This window comes from Photobacterium halotolerans DSM 18316, assembly GCF_000425165.1.
Taxonomy (GTDB): Bacteria; Pseudomonadota; Gammaproteobacteria; order Enterobacterales; family Vibrionaceae; genus Photobacterium; species Photobacterium halotolerans.
This window is the reverse complement of the sequence record NZ_KE384319.1, coordinates 82,945-105,392: the sequence shown is the minus strand read 5'-3', so window position 1 is coordinate 105,392 and position 22,448 is coordinate 82,945. Positions and strand designations below refer to the sequence as shown.

At 43.7% G+C, this 22,448-nt stretch carries 17 protein-coding genes, 1 tRNA gene and 1 pseudogene; 10 read left to right on the top strand and 9 right to left on the bottom strand.

The features are described 5' to 3' along the window. Positions 1-139: 139 nt before the first annotated feature. Positions 140-757: a DNA-J related domain-containing protein gene (locus tag H511_RS0109915; RefSeq protein ID WP_051288048.1), complete on the top strand. Its 618-nt coding sequence runs from the start codon at positions 140-142 to the stop codon at positions 755-757. A gap of 122 nt (positions 758-879) precedes the next feature. After that, positions 880-1,722 carry a pirin family protein gene (locus H511_RS0109905; protein ID WP_027252145.1) on the top strand — a complete coding sequence of 281 codons (843 nt, stop codon included), beginning with the start codon at positions 880-882 and terminating at the stop codon, positions 1,720-1,722. A gap of 63 nt (positions 1,723-1,785) precedes the next feature. Here the strand turns inward: H511_RS0109905 and lpxL are convergent, their stop codons facing one another. Continuing rightward, the gene (gene lpxL / locus H511_RS0109900) at positions 1,786-2,715 is read right to left on the bottom strand and encodes an LpxL/LpxP family Kdo(2)-lipid IV(A) lauroyl/palmitoleoyl acyltransferase (protein WP_027252144.1); all 930 of its coding nucleotides are present in this window, start codon (positions 2,713-2,715) and stop codon (positions 1,786-1,788) included. 569 nt (positions 2,716-3,284) lie between these two features. Here lpxL and H511_RS0109890 point away from each other — a divergent pair. From H511_RS0109890 to H511_RS0109870, 5 genes are all read left to right on the top strand, one after another. Next, positions 3,285-3,578, top strand: coding sequence for a winged helix-turn-helix domain-containing protein (locus tag H511_RS0109890; protein ID WP_027252143.1), 294 nt, complete (start codon positions 3,285-3,287; stop codon positions 3,576-3,578). A gap of 398 nt (positions 3,579-3,976) precedes the next feature. Next, positions 3,977-4,591 carry a DUF2760 domain-containing protein gene (locus tag H511_RS0109885; protein ID WP_027252142.1) on the top strand — a complete coding sequence of 205 codons (615 nt, stop codon included), beginning with the start codon at positions 3,977-3,979 and terminating at the stop codon, positions 4,589-4,591. Further along, the gene (locus tag H511_RS0109880; RefSeq protein WP_027252141.1) at positions 4,591-6,426 is read left to right on the top strand and encodes an Hsp70 family protein; all 1,836 of its coding nucleotides are present in this window, start codon (positions 4,591-4,593) and stop codon (positions 6,424-6,426) included. The genes H511_RS0109885 and H511_RS0109880 overlap by 1 nt, the downstream gene beginning before the upstream one ends. A 123-nt stretch (positions 6,427-6,549) precedes the next feature. Then, on the top strand, positions 6,550-9,372 hold the full coding sequence (locus H511_RS0109875; RefSeq protein ID WP_027252140.1) for an Hsp70 family protein: 2,823 nt from the start codon (positions 6,550-6,552) through the stop codon (positions 9,370-9,372). A 116-nt stretch (positions 9,373-9,488) separates the two neighbouring features. Next, positions 9,489-9,692, top strand: coding sequence for a helix-turn-helix domain-containing protein (locus tag H511_RS0109870; protein WP_027252139.1), 204 nt, complete (start codon positions 9,489-9,491; stop codon positions 9,690-9,692). Between the two features lie 60 nt (positions 9,693-9,752). Here the strand turns inward: H511_RS0109870 and H511_RS0109865 are convergent, their stop codons facing one another. Next, positions 9,753-10,058 carry a hypothetical protein gene (locus H511_RS0109865; RefSeq protein WP_027252138.1) on the bottom strand — a complete coding sequence of 102 codons (306 nt, stop codon included), beginning with the start codon at positions 10,056-10,058 and terminating at the stop codon, positions 9,753-9,755. A gap of 555 nt (positions 10,059-10,613) precedes the next feature. Here H511_RS0109865 and H511_RS0109860 point away from each other — a divergent pair. Beyond that, positions 10,614-10,690: transfer RNA gene (locus H511_RS0109860), tRNA-Pro, on the top strand. 743 nt (positions 10,691-11,433) lie between these two features. Continuing rightward, positions 11,434-12,915 carry an alanine/glycine:cation symporter family protein gene (locus H511_RS0109855; protein WP_027252137.1) on the top strand — a complete coding sequence of 494 codons (1,482 nt, stop codon included), beginning with the start codon at positions 11,434-11,436 and terminating at the stop codon, positions 12,913-12,915. A gap of 214 nt (positions 12,916-13,129) precedes the next feature. On the opposite strand, the gene H511_RS0109850 is transcribed toward H511_RS0109855, so the two are convergent. The 6 genes from H511_RS0109850 to H511_RS23095 all read right to left on the bottom strand — a co-directional run bounded on the left by H511_RS0109850 (position 13,130) and on the right by H511_RS23095 (position 19,971). After that, the gene (locus H511_RS0109850; protein WP_027252136.1) at positions 13,130-13,504 is read right to left on the bottom strand and encodes a DUF1090 domain-containing protein; all 375 of its coding nucleotides are present in this window, start codon (positions 13,502-13,504) and stop codon (positions 13,130-13,132) included. Between the two features lie 70 nt (positions 13,505-13,574). After that, positions 13,575-15,221, bottom strand: a complete 1,647-nt coding sequence (locus tag H511_RS0109845) for a methyl-accepting chemotaxis protein (RefSeq protein ID WP_027252135.1) — start codon at positions 15,219-15,221, stop codon at positions 13,575-13,577. A gap of 1,059 nt (positions 15,222-16,280) precedes the next feature. Next, positions 16,281-16,967 (bottom strand): response regulator, encoded by a 687-nt coding sequence (locus tag H511_RS0109835; RefSeq protein WP_027252133.1) that lies wholly within the window; start codon positions 16,965-16,967, stop codon positions 16,281-16,283. A gap of 684 nt (positions 16,968-17,651) precedes the next feature. Then, positions 17,652-18,611: an ornithine cyclodeaminase family protein gene (locus H511_RS0109830; RefSeq protein ID WP_027252132.1), complete on the bottom strand. Its 960-nt coding sequence runs from the start codon at positions 18,609-18,611 to the stop codon at positions 17,652-17,654. A gap of 1 nt (position 18,612) precedes the next feature. Then, on the bottom strand, positions 18,613-19,590 hold the full coding sequence (locus H511_RS0109825) for a threonine/serine dehydratase (RefSeq protein WP_081669240.1): 978 nt from the start codon (positions 19,588-19,590) through the stop codon (positions 18,613-18,615). Between the two features lie 15 nt (positions 19,591-19,605). Next, positions 19,606-19,971 (bottom strand): tail fiber domain-containing protein, encoded by a 366-nt coding sequence (locus H511_RS23095; protein ID WP_051288046.1) that lies wholly within the window; start codon positions 19,969-19,971, stop codon positions 19,606-19,608. A gap of 387 nt (positions 19,972-20,358) precedes the next feature. On the opposite strand from H511_RS23095, the pseudogene H511_RS23090 reads away from it, so the two are divergent. Continuing rightward, a pseudogene (locus H511_RS23090) lies at positions 20,359-21,189 on the top strand (ISAs1 family transposase); the annotation flags it as partial. Between the two features lie 20 nt (positions 21,190-21,209). On the opposite strand, the gene H511_RS0109810 reads toward H511_RS23090, so the two are convergent. Next, complete coding sequence (locus H511_RS0109810) at positions 21,210-22,412, bottom strand: EAL domain-containing response regulator (protein ID WP_027252130.1); 1,203 nt, start codon at positions 22,410-22,412, stop codon at positions 21,210-21,212. Between the last annotated feature and the right edge of the window lie 36 nt (positions 22,413-22,448).

The following is a 22,448-nucleotide window of genomic DNA, read 5'->3' as shown; positions in this document are numbered from 1 at the left end:
GCTGTGACACCGATTCCCCTATCCGCTTTCTGTGCCTTGATTTCTTTTTGTCTCACACCCGAGTTTGTTAGAGTGCCACTGCCCATCGTCGCAGACGGTGATCAGGCGACACCTTTTTCACAACTGACGGAAAGACTGAATGACCCTGCCAGAGCGTCCATCTGACGAACAACCTGAAAATCCGCTTATCTGGCCCATTCTCGGCCTGCTGGAAAAGCAACCCGATGGATGGATGGTGCACACCCTGGCAGAATCCTTGAAGCAACAAGGTTTACTGAACACCTTAGACGAGGTTGCCGAGCAGGATCTTTTCAAACGAAATTTTCTGCTGATGAATGCGTTATACCAGCTGCAGCACATGCTGTTGCCCCGGCAGTGGCTGCAGGCTCAGGCTATGAACATCAAACTGATGCAAAATCAGGGTGATCAGCAAATCGACGAGCAAGACCCGCTCAGGGAATATTATCTGGACTGGCAGAATTATCACTCGGATACCAATACTATCCGCGACCTGCTGTCGGCGTTCTGGCAAAGGTATCAGCAGCACATTGGCAATCTGAGTGTCACGACAAACACCTCATGGCAACAGGATCTGGCCGTGCTTGAGCTTCCCGCTGATGCCAGTCCGGCACAGATACGCAAACAATGGCGAAGGCTGGCATTGCGCTGGCACCCTGATCGCCCGGAAGGAAATACAGACAAATTCCGGCAGGCCTGCGAAGCCTGGCAGCGCATTCAAAGCCGCCTCCACAACTAACCCCAAACGCCAACTCATTCAATTTTTTCTAATAAGCTGTTCGTCAGCCTGAACTGTTCTGTTGCCTCTGCCCGGCGTACACTTTTTCAAAATACGCCGGAAGCTGATATTCGGAGGCAATCATGGCAATCAGACACATTCAACATATCCTGCGCTCTCACCCATCGTCAGATGGTGATGGTGTCAAAATTCAACGCGTGCATGGTTTCGACAATACGGCATTCTCGCCATTTCTGATGGTTGATGAGCTCAAGTCTGATCAGGCCGCTGACTATATCGGCGGGTTTCCCCCCCACCCGCACCGAGGCATAGAAACGCTGACCTACATGTTGCGTGGTCACTTTCAGCATCAAGACCACATGGGCAACAAAGGTGAACTGAAAGACGGTGGCGCGCAATGGATGTCAGCAGGTAAAGGGGTTATTCACAGTGAGATGCCCATCATGTCCGACGGGCAATTGCATGGTTTTCAAATTTGGATAAACCTGCCCGCCAGCAAAAAAATGCTGCCCGCTCAGTACCATGACTTCCAGTCTGACGTTATTACTGAGAAACAGCTCAGTGAGCAGAACCTGATTCGTGTTATTGCCGGTGATCTCACCATTGACGGTGACACTCTGACAGGTCCGCTACAAGAAACAGGCGTCCCCACCACTATTGCAGACTGGCGTGCAGCGGCCGGTGAGCAATTGAACAGCTGCCTGAACCCGGATTTTCAGGCCATGCTGTATGTTTACCAGGGAGCAATCAGTATCGAGGGACGACATGCCAAGGCCGGTGAACTGGTGATGTTAACCGCCGGTGAAGGTCTGGCAATAACGGCCACAGAAGATACCGGGCTGCTATTGCTATCGGGCACCCCGATAAATGAGCCAGTGGCACATTACGGCCCTTTCGTTATGAATACCATGGAAGAGATCGAGCAAGCGATTCGTGATTATCAGACCGGCCAGCTGACCGACTAGCTGATATCCACACGCCCTGTGAAAACAGCCCGCAATGCGGGCTGTTTTTTTATCTTTCGCCAATCAGTATAAACTGGCCTCGCCTTCGGGACGGGTCTTAAACCGCCGGTGCAGCCACATATACTGCTCTGGGGCCTGCATGATCATAGGTTCTACCGCGTATTTGTTGATATACGCTGCTGCCGCATCCGGATCGTTATGCGGAAAATCTTCCAACGGTTTAAACACTCTGAGTGTATACATACCATCATCGGTGTCGCGGACCAGGGCAATAGGTACAATGGCACAATCAGTGGCATCAACCAGTAAACTGGTTCCTACCGTCGTACACGCCTTATCAACGGCAAACAGAGGCGCAAAGGTTGAACGGCGACGACCATAATCATGATCAGGGGCATACCAGACCCGCTCCCCTTCACGCAAGGCACGGAACATCCCTTTGACATCTTTGCGATCCAGCATATAACGGTTAGAACGCACCCGGCCTTTAAACTGGAAATAGTCAAAACAAGGGTTATTGTTCGGACGGTAAACACCGACACCCGGCGCTCTAAGGCCAAATGCGCGGGCTCCGACTTCCAGGTTCATGGAATGAACGGCCACCAGCAGTACACCTCGCCCCTGCTTATCCAGCTCATCCAGATACTCAACACCTTCAAACCGAATGTGTCGTTTCACCCGCCATTCAGGCCAGAACCAGGCCATACCGGTTTCAAACAAAGCCAGTCCGGCATTGTCGATATTTTTCTTAATCAACGCATCGCGCTCATCCTTTGGCATGTCCGGAAAGCAGAGTTCCAGATTACGCTCAATGGTATAGCGGCGCTTTTTGAGCAGCTTGATTGCCAGCCTGCCGACACCTTTACCCATCAGAAATTGAATACGGTAAGGGAGTAAACTGATGAGTTTCATTGTGCCAATCATCAACAAGGTCGGCCAGTATCGGGGGTGAAGAAGTTCGGCCTTAAATTCCGGTGCCGTCAATTTGCTCATAACAGAGACGATTTTCCTTATTGTTTGAAGCGAAGCCTGCACTGTCATCGTCGTGGGCAGACAGGAAAAGAACAATGTATTGTATACCAGCATGGCAAGCTTGCAAGAACCACAGCACCTGGTCTGTTCACCTGGCGACTATCCCTGCAGTGCCAAACAAAGAAAAAAGAAAAGCCACCCGCAGGTGGCCAGTTGAAAATTATAGTTTTAGTCTGTTGTTATTATTATTCTGAATCCCTGCACAGTATCAGCGCTTCCCCTAAGCCCTGAAGCAGTGATCTCAGATACTCCCTCTTCTTCCACATCACTACACTAACATGGTCGCTATACGCGCTTTGTTTCTGCTGTGTCTGGTTTCATTCTTTATTTGCACTATTCGGGCCAACTTTATCCAGTTATGAATTTCAGTGTGTTACGGTTAAACAAAGCTGAGGACTTCAGAGAACTGTAAAACTCTCTGACAGTAACAACGTCTGCCAGGCTACATAAAACGCCGTTCATCCTGGCTGAAATTGGTGATACTCTGGCATCGTCAGTTAAGATGTTTAAACGGAGTTAACACGGCAGCTATGTCCATCAGTAAAACCAAATCCAGCTTTTATCGTCGCTTATACGTCGCCCACCTGATCGACCAGGGTATCGCGACAGTGCCCGCTTTGCTTGAATATACGGGTATGCCGAGGCGTACAGCGCAAGACACCATTAAAAGCCTCTCCGATCTCGATATTGTGTGTGAATTTAAACAGGCAGAGGGAGAACGCCACCGAAGCGGACGGTATGAAATTCAGGAATGGGGCGCAATCAACAAACAATGGATTGCCGACAACCTCACAGACATAAAAGCGGTGCTTGATTACCCCTGATAAACGATCTGCTGCGCAAATTCTCGCAGCCTGCAACTCATATTGCGTTGCATTTTGCCTGTCTGATTTTCAGACACCCCGGTAAAGTGAACGCGAATTCCACACAGGCTCAAAAAATAGACTAAAAAGTAATGGAGGGCGGTAAACTCCAGCCTCATTGAGCAATTTTGAGCCTTACCACTGCCGCTCTTATCATAAGAGTATGTAGCCTGTGACAGAAAAATGTCATATTGACTTGGTTGTAAAGTAACCTAAGAGACAGTTTCTCGCGAAACCAGCGCTAAAAATGGCGCGTTTACTGGCTATATTAGCAATATGTTGTGTTAATATTCGGGCCAAAATTTTTCAGCTTGTCACGGACAAAAGAGAAGATAAATATGGCTTTAGACTTTTCAAAAATGACGGTGGATTTATCCGCAATGCCAACCACTATAGATATGGCACATGGCGTACTGGCCGCTCTGGTTGTTATTCTTTTACTGCTATACGTGACAAAGAAAGGCAAACCGGTAGAAGTTGAGAAAGTCGTCGAGAAAGAAGTCCAGGTTGAAAAAATTGTCGAAGTCGAAAAACCGGTCGAAAAGATTGTGGAAGTAGAGAAAATTGTTGAGGTGGAATCTAAACTCAAAACCGCAACGCCTGACGCTGCACTTCAGCTCCTGTCTCTGCTGCAAAAAGAAGCGCGTTTCATCGACTTTATGCAAGAAGATCTGAAAGGCTTTGCCGATGCCGAAATTGGCGCGGCTGCCCGGGTTATTCACGAAGGCGGTAAAAAAGTACTGGATGAATATTTCCGGTTCGCACCAGTGCGCAGTGAAGAAGAAGAAACCCGCATCACCCTACCAGAAGGCTTTAATGCCTCTGAAGTCCGCCTGACAGGCAATGTGGTGGGTAATGCGCCTTTCACTGGCACCCTCATTCACCGCGGCTGGAAAGTCACAGAAATTCATTTACCTAAAATGTCAGACGGACACGACCCGCGTATCCTGTCGGCTGCTGAGGTTGAGCTATAATGCAAGCACATCAAGAACATAAATACAGTGTGGGTATCGACCTTGGCACCACCCACTGCGTTCTGTCTTATGTTGATTTACAACAGGACGATGCACCGGTCACTGTGATGCCAATCGCCCAGCTAACCACCCCGGGCAATGTAGAAGAAAAATCGCAATTGCCTTCTTTCATGTATCAGGCACACGAATCTGAGCTGGCACCCGGGGATACCACCCTGCCGTGGGATGCCCAACCAAATGCGATTGTCGGTGCGATGGCGCGTCATTTAGGCAGTAAAACCCCGATCCGTTTAATCGCCAGTGCCAAAAGCTGGTTGTGCCATGGTGGTATTAACCGCCGTGATGCTTTTCTGCCGCTGAATGCGCCAGAAGAAGTGACAAAGGTTTCACCGCTGGAAGCGACCCGCGCGTATTTGTCCCACCTGGCGAAAGCCTGGGATCACAAACACCCTGATGCATCACTGTTCGATCAGGATGTCACCATTACCGTACCGGCCTCTTTCGACCCGGCGGCACGCGATTTAACGGCAGAAGCGGCGCGTGAAGTTGGCTTCAAACACCTGACGCTGTTAGAAGAGCCACAGGCAGCGGTATACAGCTGGATCAAAAATAACGATGACACCTGGCGTGATCAGGTCAGCGTGGGCGATGTCGTTCTGGTTGTCGATATCGGTGGGGGCACCACCGACCTCTCTCTGGTCGCCGTGACAGAAGAAGACGGCAACCTGACGCTGAATCGCGTGGCTGTCGGTGATCATATTTTGCTGGGCGGCGATAACATGGATCTGGCGCTGGCTTACCGCCTGAAAGCCAAACTGGCGCAGGAAGGCAAACCGCTGCAGCCCTGGCAGATCCAAGCCATTACCCACGCCTGCCGTGATGCTAAAGAAGCCCTGCTGACAGACAATACTCTGCAGGCTGTTCCCATTGTGGTGCCAAGCCGGGGTTCAAAGCTGCTCGGCGGTACACTGCAAACCGAACTGACCCAGGAGGAAGTACAGCAAACACTGGTTGAAGGCTTCTTCCCGCAAACAAGTATTGAAGAACATCCGGTTGAAATGCAGCGCGGTGCCCTGACACAAATGGGACTGCCTTACGCACAAGATGCCGCTATTACCCGTCATATTGCCGGTTTTCTGAGTCGTCAATCCTCCGCGGTGGATGAGCTTTTTGACAGCTTTGAGCAAATTCATGACGGCTTCATTCGCCCGACTGCAATTTTGTTCAACGGCGGCGTGCTGAAATCCGATCTGCTTTCTCAGCGCCTGATGTCCACCATCAATCAATGGCTGACTCAGGCCGGCAGCCCGGAAGCCAAGCGCCTGCAGGGTCTGGATCTGGATCTGGCGGTTGCCCACGGCGCTTCCTATTACGGTTCCGTACGCCAGGGTAAAGGCGTTCGCATTCGCGGTGGCATTGCCAGCAGCTATTACGTTGGCATTGAGAGTGCCATGCCGGCCATTCCAGGTATGGAGCCACCTGTAGAAGCGCTTTGTGTGGCCCCTTTTGGTATGGAAGAAGGCAGCCATGCAGAAGTGCCAGACAGAGAATTCGGCTTGATCATTGGTCAGCCCGTGACCTTCCGTTTCTTCGGTTCAACCGTTCGCCGGGAAGATGCGCCGGGTGTCCTGCTTGACTGGTGGCAACCGGAAGAACTGGAGGAACTGCCAGCCATTCAAGTGACCCTACCGGTATCCGATGGCCGTACTGCGGGGCAAATCGTTCCTGTTTCACTGGCGGCACGGGTGACAGAACTGGGTACCCTTTGCCTGGAAGCCATTCCGACCGACGGCGGACAGAAGTGGCAAGTAGAGTTTGACGTTCGGGAAAGTTAATGCTTTCTCAGATGAAATTTCGACGGCGCATTCATTGCGCCGTTATTTTACCCGGCTTACCCAGTCTCAGTCACATGCTGGTTACGCGGTAACCTCTGAGTAAAAACAGGCACGGAGTCTTACATGTCTTCTCCCCGATATTTAGTGGGTATAGATTTAGGTACAACACATACCGTTGTCGCCTACTGCCCTATTACTTCAGATCTTCAACATGAAGCTGTAAAGATTTTTGACATCGACCAGCTCATCGCCCCTGGTGAAGTGGCGCGCAAACCCCTTTTACCCTCGTTCAGATACCATCCGACAAGCGGTGAAATAGCACCTGATCTGTGTGTTCTGCCCTGGGATAACAACCCCGTTAATGGCGACTTTCCAGAGGCGCTCATAGGTGAATATGCCCGCGAATTAGGGGCCAAAGTTGAAGGCCGGCAAGTCACTAGTGCGAAAAGCTGGTTATCTCATACGGGCGTAGATCGCAATCAACCGATTCTGCCATGGGCAGCCAGCAGCGGTGTGCAAAAAGTATCCCCGGTTATTGCCAGTGCCAGTTACCTGAACCATGTCCGTCAGTGCTGGGACTACCACCATCCGCAAGACAAACTTGCCCACCAGGATGTTGTTATCACCATACCCGCTTCTTTCGATGAAAGCGCCAGAGCGTTAACGGTAGAAGCGGCCAGACTGGCCGGGCTGAGTCATATGGTGTTGCTCGAAGAGCCACAGGCTGTGTGCTACGACTGGTATTCCCGTCACCACAATGAAGCGGAAATTCTGTTGCAAGATATACCACTTTTGATGGTGTGCGACATCGGCGGCGGTACCACAGATCTCAGCCTGATTAAAGTCAGCTACCAGAATGAAAGACTTAAGCTTGATCGCATCGGCGTGGGTGACCACCTGATGCTGGGTGGGGATAACCTGGATCTGGCACTCGCCCATCAGGCCGAGAATAACCTGCACACCGGCGGCAAACGGCTAAGCGCTGCTGGCCTGTCGAAGCTCATTCAGCAGACACGTCGTGCGAAGGAGCAACTGCTGGCAGAACATGCACCCGATCAGGTGAACGTGACGCTGCTTGGCAGTGGCTCGAAACTGATTGGCGGCAGCCGCTCTGCGGTACTCACTCAGGCGCAGGTCAGCCACATTGCACTCGACGGATTTTTCCCTGTCAGTGCGTTTGATGAACATCCCAGCCAACGTCAAAGTGCCGTTGTGGAATTCGGTTTACCCTACGCCTCAGATCCGGCCATCTCCAGACATCTGGCCCATTTCATCAGTGAACATCATGCCGCCTGCCGTGAGGCTTTGGGGTTAACCGAAGCCAGCAACGACGCATCCATTAAGGCAATTCCTCCAGCCATATTGCTCAATGGTGGTGTATTCAACAGCCCTGTTTTGTCCGACCGTATTCAGGCTATTTTTGCCCACTGGAAAGGAGCAAACGTCACCTGCCTGGACAATCCGCACCCCGACCTTGCTGTCGCATACGGCGCCGTCGCGTATGCAAAAGCCAGACACGGCGCGCAGCTGAAGATTGGAGGAGGATCGGCGCGCTCATTTTTCCTCGACCTGCACACTCAAGCCGCTCATTCCGGTATTTGCCTGTTACCGCGAGGCACTGAAGAAGGTGTTGAAGTGGCACTGTCAGACAGAAAATTCGCGCTGACATTAGGCGAGCCGGTTCGTTTTGATCTGTATGCCTCTTCAGATGATACGCCGATCTCGGCCGGGGATATCCTTCCTCTGGATAAACCCCATATGACCTCGCTGCCCCCTTTTGTTATTACCCTGGACAGCGAGACTGACAGAGAATCACTGGCCGCAAACCAGAAGGACAGAGTTGATGTTACCCTGGCCTGTCAGCTCACTGAAGTGGGCACATTACAATTGGAATGCGTCAGCGCAGACAGGCCAGGCAAACGTTGGCAGGTCGAGTTTTCCGTACGGAAAACAGCCGCTGTCGATAATGCCCCTGATGCAAGTGAAGACATGCCCCACCCAAGTGCTTTGCAATCAGCCCGAATCGCCATTCAGAAAGCGTATGGCGGCAGCAAAAAACACGCCGATGACAAACCCGTCAAAACACTCAGAAGCGATCTGGAAAAGTACCTCGGTAAGCGTGAAGACTGGGAAATGCCAGCATTACGAGCCTTGGCCGACACCTTGCTTGACAGCAAAAAGCGGCGACGCCGTTCCGCTGTGCATGAGCGAAACTGGCTGAAACTGACAGGTTATACCTTAAGACCCGGTTTTGGTGACCCGGTTGATGACTGGCGAATGAATCAAGTCTGGGCGCTGTATCAGCACAACCTGCAATTTCACCAGTCAGCTCAGAGCTGGAATGACTGGTGGATATTCTGGCGCCGTGTGGCAGGTGGTCTCGATCAGGTGCAGCAAGAAATCATTTACAAAGACATCGCCAAATACATCAATCCGAGCGCGGCCCGCAATTCTAAATTAGCAAAAGAGATGCAAGAGCGGGGCTATGAGCAAATGGTGCGTTTAGCAGCTTCTCTTGAGCACATCGCATTTGAAAAGAAACTGCAACTGATCGAGTGGTTATTCTCACGATTGCAAAAACCGCAATTTGCGCAGGCGCACTGGTGGGCAATTGGCAGGATTGGCAGTCGCTTCCCGCTCTATGGAAGTCGGCATAACCTGTTAACGGCTCAGCATATCAGCTACTGCCTGCCAGAATTATTAGATTCAGACTGGAAAAATGAACCTGATATTGCTCTTGCCGCCGTGATGATGTGCCGAAAAACTGGCGACAGAACGCTTGATATTGATGACGAGTTACGCCGTAAAGTCATCAGTAAACTGCAGGCAAGCAAGGCGCCAGAACGCTGGATCGACATGGTCGCAGAGCATAAGGTGTTGACCCAGGAGGAAAACCAGCGTGTTTACGGCGATTCGCTCCCCACCGGCCTTATACTCCTGGAGTAAATATTCGCTTATTAAGCTTACGTTAGGGTATGACTGCTACTATAACGGGAATCAGAACTGCCGGTCAGTCATACCCAGCAGGCCTATAAAGGAATAACAAGCGAGTAGTTTTGGCTATGACACGTGAACAATTTAAAGTAATCTCAGAGCGCATTTTCAAGTCCCAAAATCAACGTACTGCTGTTGAGGCTGTCGTCTTCGAAGGTTTATCAAGCTATGAAGCCGAGAAGCGATATGGCGTACCGAAAGGGACTCTCTCACGGAATGTCCGCAAATATAAAAATGAAGTTGACTACATCACAACAGTCACTGAAGCATAATAAAAAAGGAGAGTATTACTCTCCTTTTTTATTATAAGCAGCAATCAGATAGACGTTCGGCTATTCCTCAGTCTGAGAACCCATCAACTCTTCAGGGTGAACACCGTCTTTTTCCATCAATGCCAGAATCTCAATCATTCTTACCTGACGAGCTTCTTCTTTAAATTCGTTCAATACAGCTATCAAATCATTTATTTTCTGTAGCGGAATTCGCTTAATGACAGCACGTTGTCTGCCTGGTACTTCGTCTGCAAAGTCAATCAGTGCCTGACGATAGTCAGTTCTGGTCTCTTGCAGATGTTTCCCGTTCTCAACATTCTTGAGCATCGCACTGAGTGCTTTTTCCGCATCCGAAAAGTTAGCCATGAATTACCTCTAAACACTATTCTTATAAAGAGCACTTTCTTGCCATCGACTAACAGATTCATGACACTTGTTGTGCTAATTGAAATAGAGCAAAATTAATAAAATTAAACCAAGATCCCAAGATATCTCATAAGACCGTATTCTGCCGAAAAACTAACGCTATGACTTGTGCTGCGCGTATGTGAGAAGAGTAGTACGCTCACTTAATTATAATAGAGAACTCTAACGAGGATGTAAGAGTAGCAGCAGTAATTAAATAATACTCTCAGTCTTCGTTATTGTGAACATAATTTTTGTGTCCTTGACAATTCTCTGACCAAAAAATCATTTCAGCGTTTATCGGGCTAAGTTTCTCAGTCGCCACTCCAGCATGTTTATTTTAGCGAATCTGCCGGATACTCTGTATGCTGTTGCTGCCACCGCAAATACCCTTTCACCCTCAAAATCAGCCAACAGCCAATCAATCGATGAAATAATAGCCTGTTTCTCAGCAATTTAGCTTTGCCAAAAGCAAACAGTATTGATATGATACCCGCCAGTTAGCAAGCCTTTTGGCGGACATTAGCGCAGTTTGGTAGCGCACTACTCTGGGGGAGTAGGGGTCGCTGGTTCAAATCCAGTATGTCCGACCAAAAGGCTTTTTTTGTTTCATTCTTCACTTCTTTATTTGTTTCCCCTCGAATTTTTTTCAAAACTTTTTTTAGCAACTGCTGCTTCAGTCTATCATTGGCTCGATTCCCCAAGGAGCATGATATGGAACAGGCACCATATTGCAAAGAATGCGGACAACACGAAGAGTTCATTGTCATCGATGAACATCTGTTCGTTTGCATATGTGGTTACCAATTCAGCTGTATCTCAATCAGCACCAAGAAAAACACTATGGCGCCCCCCACCCCCTCCCCACCTTTCGATTACCAGGTCCATTAAACAGACTGCATAATCCACAATGAAGAGACCCCCGCAATCAGGTAAAAGCACAATCTCAACCACCACATAACAGTGTTATAATTTGACAAATGTCGTTAAAATTAGTTTAAAATTCCGTTAACAGCAAATTAATCTCATTTTGGTTTTTCACCTACAACACAGATAACAAAAACTAAATAAGTAACTGTTTTTAATGAATAAAAAAATAATTCCAATGTAATAAACTTCATGTAAAGCAGTATAAATCCATTAAAAACGTGATCTATATCCTGAGCCATTTGCGGGATTTTGTGCTACCTTCTCGCACGAAAATTAAGTCACTATTACACATTCGGGAACATCTTTTCATCTCACTGCATAAGCCAGTGGGCTGAATCATTCCCTTCATTTAGGACAATGCTTGTTGTCCTGCTTCTTAGTCAATATGACATCACAGGATCATTCTATGGATGCAACGATTAACAATTGGCTCGCCATTCTCAACGAACAATTAATGCTCATCATTGGCGACATTAACGGACTGCTATGGGGTCACCTTCTTGTATATCTGCTGGTTGCTGTAGGTATCTATTTTACTTTTCGCCTCGGTTTCATTCAGGTTCGACAGTTTCGTCATGCCATCAGTGTCTTGAAAAAAGGCAAAGATGTAGAATCTGGTATCAGCTCTTATCAGGTATTTTGCACTTCGATGGCGGCACGTGTGGGTACCGGCAATATGGCTGGTGTCGCTGTCGCACTGACAGTCGGCGGACCGGGTGCCATTTTCTGGATGTGGGTGATGGCCCTGCTGGGAATGGCGACCGCTTTTGTGGAATCCACACTTGCGCAAGTCTATAAAGTCAAAGACGTAGACGGACAATACCGCGGCGGTCCAGCCTATTACATGGAGCAGGGACTTGGTGCCCGCTGGATGGGTACTCTGTTCTCTGTCTGTCTGATTATTGCTTTCGGGTTAGTCTTCAATGCCGTTCAGGCAAACACGATAACAGCTGCGCTCAACCATTCTTTTGAGATCGACCGTAAGTATGTAGGGCTGGTTATTGTGGCGTGTTCTGCCTTCTTCATCATGGGCGGATTAAAATCTATCGCGCAAGCTTCTGCTCGTATCGTGCCGGTTATGGCGGTCGGCTATCTGGCTATCGCCTGTCTGATTGTCATCATGAACATGTCTGAACTGCCTGCCGCAATCTCGCTGATTGTTAAAAGTGCTTTCGGCTGGCAGGAAGCTGCAGCCGGCGGCGTGGCTTATACCATTGCTCAGGCAATGCAAAGCGGTATCGCTCGTGGTCTGTTCTCCAATGAAGCCGGTATGGGCTCAGCAGCCAATGTTGCTGCCAGCGCAACACCCAACCCTAACCACCCTGCATCGCAAGGCTTTGTACAGATGCTCGGCGTGTTTGCAGACACCATTGTTATTTGTACTGCCTCAGCCGCGATGATCATGCTGTCAGGTGTGATGGACCAGCCTGATGCGGCTTCTGGTATCGGTCTGCTGCAACAAGCACTGACGAATGAGTTAGGTAGCTGGACAACCTATTTCATGGCAGCCGCTATCATTCTGTTCTGCTTTACTTCCATTATTGCTAATTACAGTTACGCAGAAACAAATATCATGTTCCTGAACGGCAATACGAAGAAAGGCCTGTTCACATTCAGAATCATTGTACTGGCTATGGTGTTGTTTGGTTCAATAGCCTCACTGCCTGTCGTATGGAACATGGCCGATGCCTCCATGGGCATGATGGCGCTGATCAACATTGCCGCGCTGGTGCTGTTGTCTAATCTGGCTATCAAGGTAATCAAAGATTACGAACTGCAAGTGAAAAACGGTCAAGTACCAACGTTTGACCGCGGTAAGTTCCCGGAACTAGATAAGCTGGACGGCGCCTGGCATCCTAAGCCTGATACGGCAAAAGAACCACGCTAAATCAGATAGCAATTTCAATAAAAACAAGACGGTATTTTTCTGTAATGCCAATCAGCTATACTGATTGGCATTTTTCTTTCAGATCACGTACTTCTGTCATTGTTGTTTGACCAATCTCAGAAAATACTTGGCTGATGAGATGTCCATGTCGCCGAACTTGGATTCTCAGAGTGATAATCGAGACTGTCCTGAATTCTGTGTAATTGTCTAAGCTTCAGCTCATTTTTTCTTCTATCAGCTCTTCCTCTGCCTCCTGTAATTTTTTCGCTTTCTTCTCTATTTTATCCAATCGACCTGACTTCCTGGCCTCTTGAAGCTCTTGAGAGCGTTCTGTAACTTTCTGTACCTTTTCCCTAATCTTGGCTCTTCTTTCTTCCAGCAAAACTTCATTTGTACAGTGATTCTGTACTTCACTAAGAGCTTTTTCTAATCCTGTAAGACGGTAGTCATCACCATAGTTTTTCGCATATTCAATTTGTTGTTTTATTTCATACTCTTTGGCTTGACATAATTGAAGGGGCTCCTGAGCTAAGCTTGAAAAGGTCGGAATGGTGATATAAATACCAATATAAATCAACTTATTAAACATGGGGCTCTCTTAAAATATTTCAGAAGGGTAGTAAAAAGCATCTATTGCTGCCATTTACTCCTCGCTTGATTTATATCCTAAAACTGGCGACTAAGCCGTCCAGTTGTTGAGATACTTCTTGCAAATGTTCGCTACTCTCAGTCAAATGCTCTGCTACTTGTGTGGTTTCTACTGTTAATAAATTAATGTCTTCCAAGTTGCGATTAATATCGTTGACAACGCAGGCCTGTTCTTCCGTTGCCGTTGCGACCTGAATATTCAGATCATTAATACTCTCTATATGCAAGTTGATTTTTTTTAGCGCTTGATTCGCCTTATCTGCTTCTTGAACAACCAATATGCTTTGATCTCTACCTTGCATCATTGCCTGTACTGCTCTTTTAGATTCGTCTTGTAATCGATTTATGACCAGTTGTATCTCTTCAGTTGAATCGGCTGAGCGACTTGCCAAGTTGCGAACTTCATCCGCGACTACGGCAAATCCTCGTCCTTGTTCGCCAGCCCGTGCAGCCTCAATGGCCGCATTCAGTGCCAGCAAATTTGTCTGTTCTGAAATTGCTCGGATAGTATCTAAAATTGAACTAATATCTTCCACTTGTGTGGCTAATGATTGAATCACAATGGTGGCCTCTTCAATCTCATGTGTGAAACTGACAATCTGTTGGCTGGTATTAGCTACGACAACACTGCCGCTCTCAGTTTGGTAAGCTGCCTGCTTCGCACCTTCTGCTGCATGAGCTGCACTTGACGCAATTTCAGTGACGGTAGCGTTCAGTTCGCTTATTGCCGTTGCTACTTGGATGGTTTGGTCACGCTGCGATGTACAATTATTTTGTGTGATTCCAGCACGTTCAGACAGCTGATCGGCTGCTAACGCTATATCTTTTGAGCGTTTTGAAACTTCTTTGATAGAAGCATTTATACTTCCTAGAAAAATATTAAAACTGTTTCCTATATCAGAAAGCTCATCACGACCAGGAAGATTGATAGGAGTATCCAGTGCCTTCGTTTCTACCGCTGTAGATATCGAATTTCGTAAAATTGCCACTCGTTTTTTAAGGCTGGATAAAATAACAAATGAAACCACAAAAGAAGTTAATATGGCCGAAATGATGATCGTAATCATTGTCTTCTGACCAGATTTGTAACTCTGATTACTTAGTGAAAACTCTTCTTTTCCTTGCTGTAATAGATTATCTAGAATCTGATTTGTGTCTTTAACTAACAGGCTATATTGTACGGTATAGTCTTCACGGTATATTTTACGTGCAGCATCAAAATTATGGTTTTCAAGTGCTTTCATCATTGGATTCAATACTCCAATTGACATCTGATTATACATGTTCTGAAGTTTTTCCACTTCCTGCTTATTAACTATTTTCACCTGAGATTCCAGTGCTTTTTCTATTGCATTTTCCATTTCAGGCATGTCTATTCCCCGTGTTTCTTGGACTCGAATTTCAATTCCTTTTGAGTCTTTTAACGGAGTTTCTTGCAAAAAAATCATATCAATTCCAGCACGCATTCTAGGTAGTCTTGATGCAACCTCGGACATATAGCGCATTGGAGCCGAAGTGCTGCTATACAACTCTTTTGACTGTTTATAAATAACAGACATGCTGTTGAAACTGGCAATGGCAATTACCAAAAGTGCTGTACATGGTATTAAAATGGCAACTAGAAACTGTGATTTTAATGTGAACTTGTCAGTAAACATGTTTTTCCTTCATTGAATCAATCAAATATAAACTTTATGTTGAAAAAATAAATCATTATCTATTTTTGGTGTTACAGCTCCCTTTGGCGCAGCTCATATGAACATCAATATTACATGACTTCTTCATAAAAAGTTGAAGACAAGAGGATACTTCTTAGCATAAGAAATATTGATTTTTAGTGAAACCAATCATGAAAGTTATTTCATATATTAATCACCATATACTGAAAAAGCACACCTCTAATCAATACAACATACCCAAAAGATTACCTTATAAGTAGCAATAAAAAATTCAGATTATTCTTAAAGTTCAGGACGTCTATGTTAGGTAATTTTATCATCTAGATGTTCAATGAAGCGATGGTTCTTTATTATGGGAGATGGTAGCGTTACATCCAAGTCGAGATCGCACACAGTTTTTATACAGAAAGTGCTTAGGGACTCATTGAGAAGTGATGCTAAGTTATACGTCAACACTGCTTTCATTTACCAGAGTGATTGGGAAGCATCCTGTGTGTTCAAAAGTTACACAGACTAAACTCCCAATGGATCAGTTATTTTTAACCAAAAATAAATAGTAAGTCAGATAGGAAAGAAAATAATGATAAGAAAATACGCTAAATTTTCACACAACAACAAGCAGTGTCACACTGTTACAGTTTCATTATTCTTTATATTAATTACAGCAATCACTATCTTCACATTGAACACAGATGGTTTGATGTCAATTTATGGCTTTATATCACTGATATTTACAATCCCGGTGCTTGCCTTCCTGGCTGCTGCTTCGAAGTTCAAAAGACTATATATTAACTGATACATTTGATCAGGGTATGAGATCTAACCTTCAGTAATGCTAAATGGAAGATATATAAAACTTGACAGAAGTCGTTAAAGTAGATTTAGGTTTGATCATTGTGCTGATTTATCGAAGGGATATTAAATTGATTTTTTGGCTATTAATAATAGAAATTAAATCGTGTTTATTATAAGCATTTCCTTCTCTAAGAAGGAAATGAGCATCTCGATAAATCAATCGTTTGATGAACTGAGATGTGTTTAGCCACTTTTCAATTTAATATAAAGTTCATGATCTGAAGATATACCTAGCTTTTTCATCGCATCTTGCTTTTGTCGACTAATGGTTTTAATACTTTTTGAGAATTTCTCTGCTATCTCAGAAACTGTCATTCCTTCCAAAATACAACGCAGGACTTCTTGTTCTCTAACAGAAAGTGTTTTATTTCTAGTTATTTTACCAATACTATCAGGTGTATGAGAATGAGAGTTTACTGGTACATGTGCAGTGTTTTTGGACTCTGTAACTTTTCGAGCCATTTCCGAATCAAGATAGATTTTTTGTTTACTAATAGTATCAATGGCGGTAATAAGATCCTGTGGGTTCTGGTGTTTTCCGAAAAAGCCTTTAGCTCCTGCACGAAGAGCCAGAACAACAGTTGCACTATTATAGTGTGAAGATACGACTAATATTGAGATCTTTGGATAGCGTGCACTAATAACTTTAATTAGGTTAACACCGTCATTTTCTTTTGGAGAAAGAGCATAATCCAACAGCAATATATCTGGTTCTCTCACTTTCAATGCATTCAACAACGCACGACTTTGTGTGAATGTACCTATGACTTGAAGGTGCTTCTGTGATGAAAGAAGCGAAGAAATACCATGAACCACGACATCGTGGTCGTCTAAAAGCATGATCTTAAGTGTGCGTAAAGGAGTTGTCATTTAATCTCTTGCCTAGATATTATTTATTACACCGATATACATACTATCATAGCATCATCATTTTAGAATACAAAGATAATATTTGTTGTTTTATACATGTATTTACAAAGCTGAAAGCAGTATATGTGTATATACATGCTATATTAACTTAATTATTTTATTGTTATTTTTCATTATCTTGAATTGCATAACAAATAACCATAAATAAATGGTAGAACACTGGTATGCAATAAAGAAAGATAATTCGTAATAATTTGTTCGATCTGAACCATAATCAAGCGAACAAAGTTTACTACAAATATCTGATCGCACAGAATTCAATATACTATAAAAATCCATTATTCTAAAAACAAACACATTTGCAGAAGATTTAATGAATAAATGACAGTACACCAATCCACTAAACCATGATAAACATAATACAACAGATAAGAATAAGAGATGAAAATATAGTTGGAGAATAGCTGGAAAACTATCTTACTAATCCAGTAAATTTATCTTTTGGTTAAAAAATATTCTTTTTAAATTTAATCAAAGACGGCATTGAAATTACTGAGACTTATAGAGCATATATTCTTTCGGAAATAAGATAAAAATAAAAACAAATAACAATTAGGATTATATATTAATTAGCTTTTATTGAAAATTCCGACTCAAAAAGAATCGGAATTAGTATGCTTATATTTATTGAAACTCTTTATTTATAGAATCAACAACATAGTTAGCAATGGCAATGTCCTGTACGGCTATCCCGGTAAAATCAGCAACAGTAATACCTTTTTTATTTTTAGAATGATGCGTATCAGCTAAAAACTGTCCAAACTCTCTAGTTTTTCGTTTAATTTGTCGATTCTGCCTATCGTTATAAAGATATTGCAATTCCCCTTCAGTACTACACTGTCTCAAGCAATCAGCATAAATAATTGATGCTGATTGAATAACACTATCAGTCAACTCCTGTTTACCTTTAGTGTCACAACCAAAAGCATTAATATGAGTACCTTCATTCAACCATTCTGAATGAATAAACCCTGATATTGCAGGTGTGACAGTTGTAATTAAATCACATTTACAACATAACTCTTTAACATCAGAGCACGGAATAACTTGTATATCGTGCTCGATTAATTGCATATAGAGGAATTCAATGGCTTCCACATGAATATCGTAAGCATATACTTTATTTAATCCAAGAGCATGACAGGTATAGATAGTTTGATGAAATCCTTGTATACCACACCCAATAATACCGAAATTTGGGATTGAACCAGCAGGCATTATTTCTTTCGACATTAATGCACCAGCAGCGGCAGTGCGATGATCGGTTAGTAAGCCTTTGTCCTCTAGTATGTAGTCTGGATATCCAGTTTCTTGATTTATCAACAATATACAACCGGAAGAGTTTGGTAACCCAAAATCGATGTTTTTATAACTTCCCGAAGCTATTTTAATAGTTGCATATTTATATGGATTTCCAGCACCATATTTTATGTGAAGCTCTCCATGGTCTAAAGGTAAATGACCAACAGCGGGAATAGTATATTTCCCTGAGGAGTAATCTATAAACGCCTGTTTCATGATGGTCATCAGTTGGTCTTTACCAGGTAAATGACTTTTAATTTCGTTTATATTAATAAATTTCATATTAACTAACCATTGTCATAGCTGATTCAAAAGCATCATCAGAAACATTCATTCCACAAAGGACGACACATACTTTTTTACCTCTAAGCTGATCACCTAATTTGATCAAAGTTGCAACAGCAACTCCCGCTGCACCTTCGATAATCATCCCATGATGATCTTTAATTAGCTTCATCGCACTAGCAATTTCGATCTCATTAACTGTCTCATGGCGATCAACATATCGATTACAAATGTCAAATGTAATGCTTCCTTGATCTATCTGTCCAGCAGTGCCATCAGATAATGTTGACTTTTCCTGTACTGAAATTATTTCACCAGCTTCAATACATTCTTTCATTACTGGAGAATTTTCGGGGTAAGCACCAATAATCAAAAGATTAGGATTTATATCTTTTGCTACTAAAGCAATACCACTTATCATCCCTCCGCCTCCTACACTTGCGATAATAACATCTGTACTTGGTTTCCTATCCATTATTTCAATACCGATGGTTCCTTGACCAGCGATTACGTCAGAGTGATTATAAGGACTAATATAGGTTTTGGATTGTAACTTAGATTCTTGTAACGCAATTAATTCTGAAAAACCAGCATCACCATCAACTTTAATTATTTTTGAACCAAATGATATTATTCTTTCTTCCTTCAACAAACTAATTGAAGAAGGAACGAATACTGTTACTGGTATACCAAACTCTTTAGCTGCTGCAGAAGTACCAGTACCATGATTTCCAGAGCTTGCGGTTATTACTCCTTTGTCCTTTTTATCCTTTGGTAAGTTTAGTATTGCGCTCGTAGCACCTCTTATTTTAAAACTACCAGTACCCTGAAGGTTTTCACACTTTAAGTAAGTTTCACATTGACATATATCTGAGAGAACTTTGGAGTAAATTATTGGTGTTTCATTTACCCCACATCTGCTATAAAATTCATTATTATCAACTAGATTCTTGATCTTATTAATGATTTCTTTCATGTATGCTTGTCTTATTTAATGTTGGCTAATTTTCTTTGTTGACTCTAGAGTTTTAATTCTTTCTTCTTGATTTTTTAATATTACTAACATTGGTGCTATAAGTTTATCGTAATCAACAGTTTTTAAACCATCTTTATCATGAACAATGTATGGGTAATATTCTTGAACATCTTGAGCTATTAACCCCATATCCTTTTTCCCGCTTTCCTTCCAGTTATATGTTTTACTACTCAAACTAAGAATTAATTCAGCCTCTGCATAAGAAATGTCTTTAATATTATTCTTTAGATTCATATCACTGAAGGGGCAGCAAGTAGAACTGGCAAAAGAAAAAGAAGAAAATAGTATTGTAAACAATGTTGTATAAGTGAAAATTTTCATAGTATTACTCAGTTTAATAAAAGAACCTATCTTTTATCAATCAATAACAATTCATGAAATGAGAATATTCTTAAATCTTGATTTAGTGATCTTCACCAGTAATTCTGACACACCGTAATTAATTTTTTTGACCTCGTAACTCTCTGGGCTGAGATAACCGAGAGCACATGTTAGATCTGTACGGCAGACGCTGATCTATAGTTTACGCTGACACAGAGATAAACACCTTCAACACTTATCAGTGACCATGGTAAGATCAAAAAAAAATATCAACAATAAATGACTATTTCCCCAGGGCAAGATCACGAACGTTTTTTGAACAAAATAGATCAGTTTGACGATCAGGGCTGGTTGTGATCATATACTCCTTTTTTACGGGAGTTCCTGATGCATATCGATGCTTTTTCTCAATTCTTTTCAGTTATTCAAGACCCACGGCAGTCAGCAAAAATATCGTACCCACTGTTCGACATTTTGTTTCTGACCGTATGCGCCACCATTGCAGGCATGGAGGGCTGGGAAGATATCGAAGACTTTGGCGAAGCTCACCTCGATTGGCTACAGGACAAAGGACTTTTTCGCCAGGGCATCCTTGTTCATGACACTATTGCCAGGGTTGTTTCTTCCATTGAACCTGACCAGTTTCAAGACTGCTTTTTAAAATGGATGCAGGCAGCCAACGTCCATTCGAATGGCGAGCTTATTGCTATTGACGGCAAGGTGTTATGCAGCTCCTACAACCGAGAAGATCGGCAATCAACGCTCCACATGGTCAGTGCTTTTGCGACAGCCAACGGCGTTGTCATGGGACAAGTTAAAACCCAAGATAAGTCCAATGAAATCACCGCCATCCCTGAGCTGCTCAAGCTGTTAGATATCAAAGGTTGTCTTGTCTCTATCGATGCGATGGGCTGTCAAACCGATATCGCCAAGCAGATAGTTGAGCAAGGTGGCGATTACCTATTAGCAGTCAAAGGCAACCAAAAAAGTCTGGCTAAAGCGGCACAAAAAGCATTGGCGCCATTGCTCGGAAAAAGCCCAGCGTGTGACATCGAGCGCGGACATGGGCGTATTGAAGCGCGCGAATACCACGTCATGTCAGCGCAGGAGTTGACGACAGATTTCCCTGATTGGAAAGGGCTTAAAAGCGTCGGTGTTGCTATTGGCTATCGTATTGACTCAGCAGGGAAAGAGTCGCTGGAGTACCGCTACTACATTATCCCCCATCGCAAAGTAAGTTATAGATTATTTTTCATCAATTCAACAAAATCACTTTCATTAATGGGCTTAGAGAACCAATAGCCCTGTATATAATCTACTCCTAACTTACTTAATTTATCGACCTGTCCTTCTTCTTCAACACCTTCTACAACCACTTTCAGCCCGAAATCTTTGCTAATCTTCAATATTGAGGCAACTAAATCCTGTTGATTTTCATTTTTAACAATATCCTGAATAAAGTGCCGATCTACTTTAATTTCCTTAAAAGGATAATCGATCAAGAGTTTCAATCCAGATATTCCAGTACCAAAATCATCAACTGATAATGTAAAATTTTTTACAGCCAACCTGTTTAAACAAACCCCAAAATCTAGCTGTTTCTCAGTATCAACTTGCTCAGTTAATTCTATTTTTAAAAAGTGATTGCTTACCCCCACAAAATCCATATACTTCTCAATCTCTTCCGGAAGGAAAGGATCAGACAAACACGGGGCCGATGCGTTAACCGAAACAGGAACTAGTTTTCCTAACACATTTAAGGATTTTAGTAACTTCACGGTTTTCTTCACCACGTAAATCATGAAATACTTACCCAAACCACACTCATCAAATTTTCTGGCAAAAACTTCTGGTGAGATAAATCCACACTCCGGGTGGTGCCAGCGAGCAAGCGATTCAGCGCCAATTATTGTCTTTTCGACTATGCTATACTGTGGTTGATATACAACTCTTATTGTCTCATCATCCAAAGCTCTTTGCAGCTCATTCCTCCAATCGTCATTACTCCATAACACCGATGGACAAGTATCACCTTCTAAATTTTGATGACTCAACTTAAAATCAACAGCAAACAGCGACTCTAAACTCGAAAAAGATAATGGCTTCGAAATCGATTGTACGTTTTCCAGCCCCGCACTAGAAGCAATTCTGTGCATACTTTGAATAATACGTCCTGGATAAGCACTCACCCATACAAAAACGCATTGATTTTTTTTGTTATATTGAGACAAAAATTTTAGTACATCAGATCCATCACCATCTGACATATCAATATCACATAGAATAACTTCAAAATGTTGTTTAGATAGTTGCTCTATAGCCTGGTTACCACTTTCAACACATACAACTTCATTTAAATCAAAACCTTTAATAAGATGATAAGCATGAATGCGATCAACGGGATTATCTTCGATTATCAGAACTGATTTTTCAGTATTCATTTACCTTTCTCAAATAAAAATTAGTTAATGTTAATT